At 67.8% G+C, this 12,536-nt stretch carries 11 protein-coding genes; 2 read left to right on the top strand and 9 right to left on the bottom strand.

The features are described from left to right. From VGT00_12600 to VGT00_12575, 6 genes are all read right to left on the bottom strand, one after another. Positions 1–224: FAD-dependent oxidoreductase (locus tag VGT00_12600; protein HEV8532252.1), on the bottom strand; the 224-nt coding region annotated here is incomplete at its 3' end. Between the two features lie 2 nt (positions 225–226). Then, positions 227–547: a type II toxin-antitoxin system Phd/YefM family antitoxin gene (locus VGT00_12595; GenBank protein ID HEV8532251.1), complete on the bottom strand. Its 321-nt coding sequence runs from the start codon at positions 545–547 to the stop codon at positions 227–229. 339 nt (positions 548–886) lie between these two features. Further along, positions 887–2,842, bottom strand: coding sequence for an FAD-dependent oxidoreductase (locus VGT00_12590; GenBank protein ID HEV8532250.1), 1,956 nt, complete (start codon positions 2,840–2,842; stop codon positions 887–889). Between the two features lie 2 nt (positions 2,843–2,844). Next, positions 2,845–4,371 (bottom strand): ABC transporter substrate-binding protein, encoded by a 1,527-nt coding sequence (locus VGT00_12585; GenBank protein ID HEV8532249.1) that lies wholly within the window; start codon positions 4,369–4,371, stop codon positions 2,845–2,847. Positions 4,372–4,405: 34 nt separating this feature from the next. Continuing rightward, entirely contained in the window at positions 4,406–5,263 is an 858-nt protein-coding gene (locus tag VGT00_12580; GenBank protein HEV8532248.1) for an ABC transporter permease, read from the bottom strand. 16 nt (positions 5,264–5,279) lie between these two features. Further along, positions 5,280–6,197: an ABC transporter permease gene (locus tag VGT00_12575; protein ID HEV8532247.1), complete on the bottom strand. Its 918-nt coding sequence runs from the start codon at positions 6,195–6,197 to the stop codon at positions 5,280–5,282. 342 nt (positions 6,198–6,539) lie between these two features. Between VGT00_12575 and VGT00_12570 the strand changes: the two genes are divergently transcribed. Beyond that, positions 6,540–7,187, top strand: a complete 648-nt coding sequence (locus VGT00_12570; protein HEV8532246.1) for a zinc ribbon domain-containing protein — start codon at positions 6,540–6,542, stop codon at positions 7,185–7,187. 241 nt (positions 7,188–7,428) lie between these two features. Beyond that, positions 7,429–9,270, top strand: a complete 1,842-nt coding sequence (locus tag VGT00_12565) for a DUF6600 domain-containing protein (GenBank protein ID HEV8532245.1) — start codon at positions 7,429–7,431, stop codon at positions 9,268–9,270. A gap of 37 nt (positions 9,271–9,307) precedes the next feature. Here the strand turns inward: VGT00_12565 and VGT00_12560 are convergent, their stop codons facing one another. From VGT00_12560 to VGT00_12550, 3 genes are all read right to left on the bottom strand, one after another. After that, a complete protein-coding gene (locus VGT00_12560; protein ID HEV8532244.1) occupies positions 9,308–9,796 on the bottom strand; it encodes a hypothetical protein in 489 nt (162 codons plus the stop codon). Between the two features lie 1,093 nt (positions 9,797–10,889). Continuing rightward, a complete protein-coding gene (locus tag VGT00_12555) occupies positions 10,890–11,690 on the bottom strand; it encodes a hypothetical protein (GenBank protein HEV8532243.1) in 801 nt (266 codons plus the stop codon). A 201-nt stretch (positions 11,691–11,891) separates the two neighbouring features. Beyond that, positions 11,892–12,536 (bottom strand): hypothetical protein (locus VGT00_12550; protein HEV8532242.1); only part of this gene is annotated, 645 nt, incomplete at its 5' end.

Below are 12,536 nucleotides of genomic sequence, written 5' to 3'. Positions count from 1 at the left end.
TTCTTGAGCACGCGGAGGCTCTCGAGGGAGAAGCGGATCTCCGTCTCCGTCGAGAACTGGGCGCGGATGCCGCCGGCGGCCTTGCTTGTCGTCCCGCTGCCCACCGTCTCGCGCTCGAGCACGACGACGTCGCGCTGGCCGCGGCGGGCCAGGTTGTAGGCGATGCTGCAGCCCACCACCCCGCCGCCGATGATGACTACGCTGGCGGTTTTTGGTTGGTCCATGGCTAGCGGCCCAACAGGCGCTGCCGCAGAATGCGTCGGGCCAAGTGCGGAGGACCTCCGCCGAGTCGCTTCACGGCGGTCTCATGGTTGACGAGGCGGAGTTTGCGGATGTCCTCCAGGCTCGATCGGAGGGCAGCCGTCGCCTCGGGATCGCCCAGTACTTCGAGCGTCTCGATGATGCTCTCGTAGAGCTCCCACGGCAGCAGTGCCAACACCGGGCGGCCATGCCGCGTGATGCTCACCGTCTTGTCGGAGGCCTTCGCCATTCGCTCGGGCAGATCGAGGAGCGCCTGACGGGCCTGCGTGATCGTAAGCTGGATCATGTCCTCTCATCTCCTCCACGCAAGATACGTGGATGTGTAGCTTCATCCCTCTCCCCCAGTGGGGGAGAGGGGAGGGTGAGGGGTCGGGCCCGTGACCGCCTCTTCACTCGGCTCAGGTGACTGGATTCAGTATTCGTTCGTTTCTTCGTCGCCAGGAGCTCTCCTCCGGTGACGATATTACGATGACTCAGCCCTCTTCTCGAACTGCGTCCCTCTCCTCCCCCCGCGCAACACGGTGAGGGAGGTTGCGGGCTCGACCCCCTCACCCTGCCCTCTCCCCCACTGGGGGAGAGGGATGGAAGCAAAGACCACCTGGAGAGGGATGAGAGAAAAGGTGGCTCAGATGGCTCTTGCCACGCGGGTGCCTTCGAGGAGGGCGTCGTGGATGCGGCGGGGGGAGTTGGCGTCGCCGATCAGGTTGAGCTCGCGGACCTTGCCGGTGAGCTCGTGGAAGAGGGTGTCGTTGGCCTTGCCGCCGAAGGCCAGCACGACGGTGTCGGCGGGCAGGGTGGCTTCGGCGCCGGAGAAGGTGTGCCTGGTGCGGACGGCGCCGGGTAGCATCTCGGTGGCCACGGTCATGGGCTGCAGGACCACGCCCTGGGTACAGAGGCGCGCGTAGAGGTCGGAGCGCACGCCCTCGTCGATGTCCTCGCCCACCATGAAGTAGCGCGTGATGATCGTCACGCGGCAGCCCTTGCCAGCCAGGAAGTCGGCGGTGGTGGGGGCGGTGAAGTGGCCGTCCTCGTCCACGACCACGCAGCGCGCGCCGGGGCGAACCTGTCCCGTGAGGATGTCGGAGGCGGTGGTGACGTGGGGCAGATCGACACCGGGGATCTTGGGTACACGCGGGGTCGCCCCCGTCGCTACGATGACGGATTCCGGATCGAGCTTCAGCACGTCGGCCACGTCGGCGGGGGCGTTCAGGCGGATCTCGACGCCGGCCTTGCGCACCTGGCCGATCAGCCAGTGGGCGATGGCCGCGTAGTCCTCGCGCTTGGGCGCGCGGGCGGCCACCAGCACCTGGCCGCCGAGGGATGGCGCCGCTTCGAGCAGCGTCACCTTGTGACCGCGCAGCGCCGCGAGGCGCGCGGCTTCCAGGCCGCCCACGCCGCCGCCGATCACCAGCACGCGCTTGGCCTTCTGCGCGGGATGGATCTCGGACAGCTCGGCCTCGCGGCCGATCATGGGATTCTGCACGCAGGTGATCGACTTGCCCATGCGCAGGCGGCCGATGCAGCCCTCGCTGGCGCCCACGCAGGTGCGGATGTCGTCGAGCCGGCCTTCCATGGCCTTCTTGGGCATCTCGGGGTCGGCGATCATGGCGCGCGTCATGCCCACCAGGTCGCACACGCCGGAGGCCAGCACCCGCTCCGCCTGCTCGGGAGTGCTCACGCGGCCGGCCAGGATCACGGGCACCTTCACCACCGAGCGCGTGGCCGCGGCCAGGTCCGCGTAGAGCGCGTGCGGGTGGTAGAGGGACGGCGTGACCATGGCCTCGAAGCGCAGCGTCTCCGAGTTGGATCCGCTCACCAGCCAGTAGTCGGCGATCCCGAGGGCGTCGATGATCCGCGCCACGTCGAGCAGCTCCTCCTTGGTCAAGCCGCCGGGGACCAGATGATCCCCGCTGTGCCTGACGCCGATGATGAAATCGCGGCCCACCGCGTCGCGCACGGCGCGGAGCACCTCTCGGCCGAGCCGGGTCCGGTTCTCGAGGCTGCCGCCGTATTCATCGGTGCGCGTGTTGGCGAGGGGTGAGAGAAAGTTCTCGAGCAGGTGACCGCCGTAGAAGGGGATGTCGCAGCCGTCGTAGCCACCCTTCTTGAGGCGCACGGCGGCGGCGGCCCAGCAGTCGATCACCTCGCGGATCTCGGCCTTGGTCATCACGTGGGGCCACTCGCGGTGGCGCTCCTCGCGCGTGTCCGAGGGCGCCCACAGTGGTGTCCCCGAGTACCAGGAGTGGCCCCGGCGCCCGCGGTGGGAGATCTGCGACAGGCAGAGCGCGCCGTGGCGGTGGATGGCCGCGCTCATCTCCCGGAACTGCGGGATGATGCTGTCGTCCCAGTTGTTGATCTCGGCCCAGTCGTTGACCGAAGTCGGATGGATGCTGGAGGAGCCGAACATCATCACCACGCCGCAGCCGCCCTTGGCCTTCTCCTCGTGGTAGCGGATGTAGCGGTCTGTGAGGCCGCCGTGCTCGCCGTAAGCCGCGCCGTGCGGGGTGGAGACGATGCGGTTCTTGGCGGTCGTGTGGCCGAGCGGGATCGGGCTCAGGAGATGGCGGAGCTGGGTGGCCATGGCTACTTCAGCTTGGCGTCGTAGAGGAAGAGCATGTTGTCGATCCAGGGCTTCCAGTCGAGCCGGTTGCTCACGCCGAAGATGTGGGCCTGCTGGTAGGCCTTGATGATGGGCGCCTCCTCGTAGATGAGCTCCTGCGCCTTGAAGTAGATCGCCTTGCGGCGCTCCGGATCGTTGGTGGCCTGGGCCTCCTCCAGCATCTTGTCGAGGGCCTCGTTCTTGAAGATGGCCAGGGCGGACTTGGAGTTGAGCGAGTTCGTGAGCAGGTCGCCGTCGAAGACGCCGGCGCCGCCCCAGGCCACCAGGTAGGCAGGGAGCAGCTCGCGCTTGCGCCACTTGGTCGTGTAGATGCTCTGCTCCCAGACTTCCACCTTGGCCCGGATGCCCACCTTGGTGAGCATCTGGGCCATGGCCTGCATCACCTCGATGTCGTTCATGTAGCGCCGGTTGGGCGCGTGCAGCGTCATCTCGAAGCCGTTGGCATGGCCGGCCTCGCGCAGCAGGGCCCTGGCGCGGTCGGGATCGTAGCCGTACCACTTGATGTTGGGATTGAAGCCGAAGGCTTCTTTCTCCAGCGGCACGCCCAGCACCTGGCCATAGCCTTCCAGCACGGTCTTGATGATCGTGTCCATGTCGATGGCGTGGTTGATCGCCTTGCGCACGCGCACGTCCTGCCAGGGGCCCGGCATCAGGTAGTTCGTCATCTTCACCATGATGACGAAGCCGCCCAGCGTGCTGATCTCCACGTGCGCGGTACTGCTGGACTTGATCTTTCCCGTCTGGTCGGGCGGGATGTCGCTCACCAGGTCGGCCTGGCCGGAGAGCAATGCCGCCACGCGTGTCGTCAGCTCGGGGACGGGGCGGAAGATCAGCCGCTCGATCGCGGGCGCGCCGCGGTGATAGTCCTTGTTGGCTTCCAGCACCAGCCGCTCGTCCTTGACCCACTCGACGAACTTGTACGGGCCCGTGCCCACCGGCTTGATCGCGAAGGTGGCGTCGCCCACCTGGGCGATGTACTTGGGCGGCACGATGCCCACGGTGCCGCAGTGCCCCGGGCTCATCCGCACGGCCAGAAGCGGGAAGGGCGCCTTGGTGATGACGTTGACCGTGTACGGGTCGACCACGTCCACGTGGTCGATGGTGGCGATGCTGGTGCGCCCGGGGGCGCCCTGCTTCGGGTCGAGCATGCGCTCGACGCTGAACTTCACCGCCGCGGCGTCGAAGGGCTCGCCGTTGTGGAACTTCACGTTGCGCTTGAGCTTGAACTGCCAGGTGGTCTCGTTGACTACGCGCCACGACTCGGCCAGGTTGCCCTCGAGCTGGAGCGTCTTGAGATTGCGGCGCAGCAGCGTGTCGAAGATCTGGCGATCGGGCTCGTGCGCGTTCTTGTCGCAGTGCATGTGCCAGTCGAGCGTGGCCGCCTCCCCCGACTGCACGACGACGACCGGCTTCGGCTGCGCATGGGCCGGCTGGGTGAGGGGAGCGAGGCACAGAAGCATTGCGCCCGCCATGGCGACTTGTCGGTTCATCGTGGCCCTCCTTCGGGCAGGTGTCGGCCGGTCATCAGAGCTGTTCCAGGCTTCGACGCGAGTAGAGATAGGGATCGAGCGTGTCGCGGAGAGTATCTCCCACGAGATTGATGGCCATCACGGTCACGAAGAGCGCGGCGCCGGGGAACAGCGCCAGCCAGTAGCGCGTGTCGACATATTGCCGACCCTCGGCCAGCATGCCGCCCCACGACGGGATGGCGACGGGCACGCCGAGACCGAGGAAGGAAAGCCCCGCCTCGGTGAGAATCGCGCCGGCGATACCGAAGGTGGCCACGACCATGAGCGAGGCGCTCACGTTGGGCAGGATGTGCCGAACCACGATGCGGGGCACGGGAAGCCCGAGCGACCGCGCGGCTTCCACGTAGGGCCGCTCGCGCACGGCCAGCGTCTCGGCCCGCACCACGCGCGCGTACGCGGCCCAGTTGCTGAGGCCAACCACAAGGATCAGATTACGGATGCTCGGCCCGAGGATGCCGATCACCGTGATGGCGAGCAGGATGAACGGAAAGGCGAGCTGCATGTCGGCCAGGCGCATGACGGTGTGATCGGACGCCCCGCCCCGCACGCCGGCGAGGAGGCCGAGCGTTGTGCCCGTGATGCCGGCCAGGAGCACCGCCGCGAACCCGATGAGACTCGAGGTTCTCGCCCCGTAGATCAGGCGGCTCAGGATGTCGCGGCCGAGCTGATCGGTGCCCAGGACGGCCAGCGTGCCGTCGGCGGCCCTACTTAAAGGAGGGGTGAAGCGGGCGAGCAGCCGCTGCTCGGCGGGATCGAACGGCGCCAGCAGGTGAGGCGCCATCGCACAGATCCCGACGACCACGAGAATGGCCGTGCCGACACGCGCGCCGCCCGACGCGCGCAGCGTGCGCAAAGAGCGCGACGACCGATCAGGCAAGACGGATGCGGGGGTCGAGAGCGACATAGACCATGTCGATCAGAATGTTGAGGAGCAGGATGGCCGCGCCCACGGTCAGGACCACGGCCTGGATCAGGGGCACATCCTTGTTGATGACGGCCTCCACGGCCAGGCGCCCGATGCCCGGGTAGGCGAAGACCGCCTCGGTGATGACCGCCCCGCCCAGGAGGTTGCCCAGCTCCAGGCCGAGCGCGGTCACGATGGGGATGGCGCAGTTGCGGAGGGCGTGCCGCAAGATCACGCTCCACTCGCCCACGCCCTTCGCGCGCGCCGTGCGCAGGAAATCTTGATGGAGCACGTCCAGCATGCTCGAGCGCGTAATGCGGGCCGTGCGCGCCATGGCCCACACCCCGAGGGTGACGGCGGGCAGAACGAGCGTCAGCGGGCCCTCGCCGCCATAGACGGGAAACCACCGGAGCTGCACGGCGAAGACCAGGATCAGGAGAATGCCGAGCCAGAACGTGGGCATGCACTGCCCGGCGAGGGCGAACATCATCCCCCCCGTGTCCAGGATGGACTTGCGGCGCAATGCCGAGAGAAGCCCGAGCGGGAGGGCCAGGAGCAGGGCCAGGATCATCGCGGCCGCGGTCAGGGTGAGCGTGGCGGGCAGACGGGCCAGCACCAGCGGGAGCGTCGGCTGCTGGTGACGCAGCGAGCGGCCGAAATCACCCTGGGCGGCGCGCCAGAGGAAGAGCCCGTACTGCTCGGGCAGCGGACGATCGAACCCCAGCGCGGTGCGCAGGATCTGGTAGTCCTCCTTGGTGCCTTCGGGGCTCATGTAGAGCGCGGCGGGGTCGCCCGAGAGGTGCACGACCACGAACACGACCGCCGTGATGCCGAGGAGGACGAGGAAGGCCCACGCGAGCCGCTTGCAGAGATACGCGATCACATCCGACTCCTGAATCGGGTGCGGGAGCGTTTCACGTGTCTGGACGTCGTGGGCACCGGCTCCTGAGACCGATTCGGCATTATACGGGATCTCGAGGGTTTGCGCGGACGCGGACCTCCTGATCAGGTAAAGCTTACCGACCCGTACCGAGCGGACGCCGAGCTTTAGCGCATCCCCGCGCCTCGAACTCAGCAGAAAGATGCAATTCTGTGCGCGCGCCGGGATGGCCGGCCTCATGGCATCGCGGTTGCCTCTACCGTACGGAAGGGCCCACGGATTGGCCAGGGGCCGGCCCGGTCACAAACGGCTGGAAATTGAGCGCCGATCAGAAGGGAGCGAGACATGGCATCGATAGCGCGCTGGCATGGTGAAGAGTGGATGTGGACGATTCGAAACGCGATCGCAGTGCTCGCCGCCCTCCTGCTAGCCAGCATTCTCAGCGGGGTCCAGGTGTTCCGGCAAGCGACGCTCGGATCGGGCGGATTCAATGCGGGAGAGGCCGTGTCTCTCCTCGGCTTCGCCGTCGCCCTGACCCTGATCTGGACCTCGGCCTGGCGCGCCGCGGCTCAGATACGCGCGAGCGATCCGGTGTCACGTCTGCTCCACGAAGGTCTTCCTGCGTTCGCGACGCTTCTGATCTTGCCGGGGGTGTATGGTCTGATCCACCCGTTCCTGCTCGAAAGAGCGGTCACCATCGTGAGCTGGATGTTCGTCCTGCTGCTCCTGGCCACGGCGGTATGGCTCGGCCTCGTCCTGCACGACAACGCCGAGGCGCTGGTCCTCGGTGCCGTGGCGATCAAGCGCCGCATCTCCGAGACCGCCGAGCGGCGCGCACATGCGTGCCCGAGATGCGGGGGGTCGAATTCACCGGCCGCGAAATTCTGCACCAGTTGCGGTACGTCGCTGGCTCAGCCTTCCGGTCGTGATGACCGCGTGACGATCGCCAGCGACAAGGACCGGTCGTCGACAGAGATGCGACGCTCGGCCTAGCAATGGCATGTAAACATCTGGCCGAGCCGGCACGTCTGATACTCAAGGGAAAGGCTCTGTCCCAGAATCGACCTGAATGACAGACAGGGGTCAGCCCATGACGGCACGGAGAGTCGTTGCAGCGCTTCTGGCACTGATCATGATGAGCGGTCCGGGGGTTGCGCGAGCGGTCGATCCACCCCCCGCGCCGACCGCCCCTCCGGCTCCGCCGGGAGCGCCCGTCCCGGCGCCGGCCAGCGACGTGACGCCGGCACGCCTGAGCTATCTCTACGGCGAGGTGTCCTTCTGGCGCCCCGGCGCCCAGGAGTGGACACCGGCCAAGGTCAACATGCCCCTGGCCCCGGGCGACCTCCTCTACACGGGGCCGGGCGGCAATATCGAGATCCAGGTCGGCCCGCGCGCCTTCGTACGGGCCTCCGAGGGCACGCACCTCGGTCTCGACAACCAGGAGCCCGACTTCGTCCAGTTCCGCGTCACCGCCGGTCATGCCGCCCTCGATGTGCGCGAGCTGGCGGCGGGACACACGGTCGAGCTCGACACGCCGCACGGAGCCTTCACCGTCGAGCGCCCCGGCTACTACCACGCCGAGGTGACCCAGGAGTCCACCGCGTTCGACACCCACCGCGGGGGCAGCGCCACGGCGACTCCCGCGGGCGGCGCCGCCACGCCCGTCGCGGCCAATCAGCAGGTCGTGATCACGGGGACGGACTCGCCACGGGTGGAGATGGCGGCCGCGCCGCCGCTCAGCGCGTGGGATCGCTGGAACTACCAGCGCACGGACTACCTCCTCCAGCCCGCGACCACACACTACGTCTCGCCGGCCGTGTACGGAGGCGAGGCGCTCAATCAGCACGGCGATTGGCGCACGGTCGAGACGTACGGGGCGGTGTGGGTTCCCGCGACGGTGCCCGTGGGCTGGGTGCCGTACAGCACGGGCCGCTGGATCTGGGACCCCCGCTTCGGATGGACCTGGCTCGATGATGCGCCGTGGGGCTGGGCGCCCTATCACTATGGCCGCTGGGTTTTTGTCGGCAACTACTGGGCGTGGGCGCCCGGGCCGGTCGTCGTCCGCCCTGTCTACGCCCCCGCGCTCGTCGTCTTTCTCGGCGGCGGCGTCGCGGTCAGCGTGGGGCGCCCGCTCTACTGGGCGCCACTCGGCTGGGGCGAGCCGGTGATCCCGTGGTGGGGGCGTCCCGGCTTTGTCGGCGTGGCCTGGTGGGGAGGCTGGGGCGGGCCACGCGTCGTCAACAACGTGGTCGTCAACCGCACCACGAACATCAACGTGACCAACATCACGGTCTACCGGAACGTCCACGTGACCAATGCGGTCGTGGGTGTGCCCGCGGAGCGTTTCGGCCAGGGCCAGGTGCAACCGACACGGATCAACCAAGCGCAGGTGCAGGAGCTCACGCCCGTGCGCGGGGCGCTCGCGGTCCGCCCCGTCGCCGCCAGCGTGCAGCCGGCGACGGGCGTTGCCGCTCAGCCACCGGCGGCCATCCAGGCTCGCCCCGTGGTGGCGACGCGCGCGCCTCGCGATCTGAGGCCGGCGCTCCAGGCCCAGGGTCTTGCCACGACGCCGGCGGTGGCGCCGGCTGCGCCGCCTCGACTGGTTCCCTCGCCGCGGTCCGTATCGCCTTCCGCGAATACGGCTGTTGCACCAGAAGGCAGACCGGCTCGGACTCCGCGCACCGTCCCTGGCATCGCCGGCCAGACCGTTCCCGGGCCGGTGGAAAAGAAGAGCAGCGCGGCCGAGCAGGCCTCGCCGCCTCCATCACCGGGCTCGCCCAAGGCCGCGCCGCCTCAGCCTCGCGACACGACGCGCTCTGATTCTCCCAGTGGACCCGACACACGAAGAGAGAAGCGGGCAATCGCGGTCCCGGAGCGCGGTCGGCAAGAGTCGCCGCCCCCTGCACGGCCGGCGCAGGAGGTCGCAGCTCCGCGTCACTTGCCTCCCCCGCCGGCGCCTCCGCCCGTCGCGCAGAAGCGTGAGCGAGAAGAGGTGCGGCCTGCTCCGCAGCCCCCCCGCCCCGCTCCCGCACCGGCCGAGCGCCCGGCTCCCGCCGAGCCACCGACCCGAAAGTAGCGGTGATGGGTTTAGCTGAGGGGGAAGCAGGCTCCAGCTAGCGGCGCTTGGACTTGGCGAGATCGAGCAGCACGAGCGACCAGCCGATGGTGCGGAGCTGCTCGTCGATCCCGGAGCGCGCACGCCGGTCGGCGCCGCGGCGATCCGGCAGCGTCGGCTCCTTGCGGCGACGGCGCTCGCTCACGCGCCGGTCGAGCACGACGTGTAGGGTCTCGTGCCCCGCGAATGCGCGCTTGATCTGCTCGTAGAGCTCCCGCCGATGGCGCGCGACGATGAGCAGATGCTTGGCGATGGCCAGGTCCTCGGCCGCGCGGCGGGCGTGCATCTTGCGGCTGCTCCCGCGAGGCGCCGCCTCGGACTGCGACACCAGCTTGAGGAAGCGCGCGGCCGGGGTCCACGTGGCGCTCCCGCAGGCGGGGCAGGCCGCGTGACCGAGCTCGAAGCATTCGTCGCAGTCCAGGCAAAGGGCCAGCTTGTTTAGCGGGAGGTGGAGGCCGTCGGCCAGCACCCGGGAGCGATTGAGCATGTGATCGTGTACCTCCATGCTCTTGGAAGCAAAACACAGTCCAGCCTCCGGCCCGCCAGAAATCAGCTACTTAGATTCCCGCTAGGCTCCGTGGCGATCGAAAAATGTCGCGAGGGTGCAGAACAGCGTCCGAATTGAGTGAGGTCCGCGGGCCCCATAGGGAGGATGAGACCAGGGACCCACGGCGCCGGCTCGAGCGTTAGAATGCAAACGCCAGTCGGGCGCTCCCGCGCTCGAGTCGCCACCACGGGCTGAACGCGCATGCAGGCAGCCCGTTGAGAAGGAGCTGCCATGCCGAAGATCATCACTCTGGCGCTCGTGGGGATGCTGGCCCTTGCTCTCCCCGCTCCGGTCCACGCGGGAAGAGCGAACGGGGGTGGATTCCACGGGGGCCCTGGGGGTGGATTCCATGGGAGCCCTGGGCGTTTCCATGGCGGAGGCTTCCACCATGGAGGTCGCTTTCATCGCGGATGCTGCTTCGGTCCCGCTTTTGTCTTCGTAGGCCCGGCTCTGGGGTACCCGTACTACTCCTCTCCCTACTACTCCTACCCGTATTACGACTCCTCGTATTCTTACCCGGCGTATCCGGATCCTGTCTATCAGCCGCAGCCACAGCTGCTCGTGGCTCCGTCCGTCCAGCGGGAGGTCTGCTACGTCGGCGGGTGCTACCGTCTCCAGGGCGATGGCGTGACGATTGCCTACCGATGGATCTGGATTCCGACGGTGCCGAGTCCGCCGCCTCCCCCACCGACCGCGCCGCCGATGGAGTCTCCCACGTCGGGGGTGCCGCCACTCGATAACTCGGTGCCCTCCCGCCCCACTCAGCAGCTCTACCGCTGGATCGACGAGCAGGGCGTCTCGAACTGGACCAACAATCGGCAGGCCGTGCCACAGCAGTATCGTAGCCAGGTGCAATGACACCAGGCGCCTGGCACCACTCTCAAGTCAGCTTAGCGAAGTCGTTCGACGACTATGCTCGTTTGGCCCTGCTCGAGGTCGTGGACCAGCTAGAGGGAGTGTTCAGAAAATGATGCTCGCTCCGTAGCATTCGAGCCACTCTCTGAGAAACCGATCGCTACCTCTCGATCTGACCTCAGGGGCGCGCGCGGGTGCGGCGGCGCCAGCCGTGGCTGAGCAGGCTCACGCCGCCGAAGACCAACAACAGGAGCGTGCTGGGCCCCGGGACACGAGCGCTCGCCACGACATGGATCGTCGCGGGAGGGCCGGGATGCTGTTCCGTGAACAATCCAATGGACCAGAAATCCGCAAGTCGGTCAGATCCGTTGAGAAAGGTGTTGACACCCGGAATCTCGACCGCGCCGGGTCCTGGGGAGTGACTCCAGGGGACGCCGTTGGCCGTCAAGATGGCATCATTCGAAAGGGCAATGGGACCTGTAAGTGAGCCCAAACGGATGTCAAAGAACACGTCGAAAAACGAGCCGAAGGTCCCATGCGGAGCACCCTCTGGGCCGAACGTAATGGTCAGCGAGCCCGTGCTAGCCGGTCCGCCTCGCTCACTCTGCAGGGTCACGAAGTACGTGCCCACGCCTAGACCGAAGTTGGTCGGCGCCGCGCTCATGAGGTGCAGCGCGAGCATCTCGATCGGGATGGGCGGAGCCACCCCTGGTACGCCACCGGGTGCCACGGCCGTGGCGTGGCGCTGGACAATGGTGTCGGTGTTCCCGGTCCCGACCGGCCCGCCCCCGAAGTTAAACGTCCCCAGTGGCACGCCCACGAACGGCACGCCGCCAACGGAGGTACCCGGCTGGGTCTGGAAGAGATCGAACCCTGGATCAATGATAAAGCTTGCCCAGCTCGCGCTCGGGCTCGCCAGGGCTGCCAAGGCCCCCACCAGGATCACGAGCAAGGCCTGCTTGATCGTGCGAACGCTCATGGCGAACCTCCCCTTGAACTTGCTGTCTCCAGCTGGAGCTGGCCGTCAGATTGATCTTGCCCGGGCGGTGACGGCGCGGAAACCGTGCCGATCCGCAAGGCAGCATTGCTGATGCCAAGGGAGGCGATCTCAACTGTGATGCGGCCTTCTGGTCGCGAACAAAATTCCCGGCGAAGAAGTTGTCAAATTCCGCGACACAGCCTAGATGAACATCTTGGCTCGCCGCCAGGCCGTCTCGAGCGGCACTTTCGGTCCCCGGCCGACGTGGATGGGCCAGCGGGTCTCGAAGGGCATGGCGTACGGTGACTCGATGCGACCGGCCGCCTCGACCTGGGCCCAGAAGGCGGCGAGCTCCTCGGTCGACCAGCCGACCAGGATCACGACCGACGGACGCTCGCGGCCGGGTCCCCAGAAGTAATAGCTGTTGTGAGGGCTGCGCGCGGGGGGCAGGCCGTGCCGCCGACCGTAGTAGTCGATTGCCCCGGCCTCACCGTAGTTTCTCGTCACGATCTCCGCGTTGGCGCGCTCCTCTGCCGGCAGCGCGTCGTAGACGCGCGCCACCTCACTGGTCAGCTCGTGCCAGCCGAAGCGGTCGGCAAAGTGCTGCGGGAGGGGACCGAGGCGGCTCTTCTCGCCGGCCGAGGGTGTGACTCCGAGCGCGCGCTGGTACCGGATGAACGTCTCCACGGGAAGCACTGGAATCGCGAGAGGGGCCGTGAGGGCGCCGCCCGTCGCCAGCAGCACGAGCAGCGCCGGTCGCACCCAGCGCCGGCGCCGGGCCTCGGAGAGGCCCTCGACCACGAGCGCCCCCGCGGCCAGTAGCACGGGAAAGGCGGGCCCGAGGTA

This window comes from Candidatus Methylomirabilota bacterium, from assembly GCA_036002485.1.
GTDB lineage: Bacteria > Methylomirabilota > Methylomirabilia > Rokubacteriales > CSP1-6 > AR37.
This window is presented reverse-complemented; position numbering and strand designations above follow the sequence as displayed.

What these genes read in the sequence shown, in the direction of transcription:
- VGT00_12595 (HEV8532251.1), bottom strand. Translation starts at nt 547, where the DNA reads ATGATCCAGCTTACGATCACGCAGGCCCGTCAGGCGCTCCTCGATCTG.
- VGT00_12590 (HEV8532250.1), bottom strand. Translation starts at nt 2,842, where the DNA reads ATGGCCACCCAGCTCCGCCATCTCCTGAGCCCGATCCCGCTCGGCCAC.
- VGT00_12585 (HEV8532249.1), bottom strand. Translation starts at nt 4,371, where the DNA reads ATGAACCGACAAGTCGCCATGGCGGGCGCAATGCTTCTGTGCCTCGCT.
- VGT00_12570 (HEV8532246.1), top strand. Translation starts at nt 6,540, where the DNA reads ATGGCATCGATAGCGCGCTGGCATGGTGAAGAGTGGATGTGGACGATT.
- VGT00_12560 (HEV8532244.1), bottom strand. Translation starts at nt 9,796, where the DNA reads ATGCTCAATCGCTCCCGGGTGCTGGCCGACGGCCTCCACCTCCCGCTA.
- VGT00_12555 (HEV8532243.1), bottom strand. Translation starts at nt 11,690, where the DNA reads ATGAGCGTTCGCACGATCAAGCAGGCCTTGCTCGTGATCCTGGTGGGG.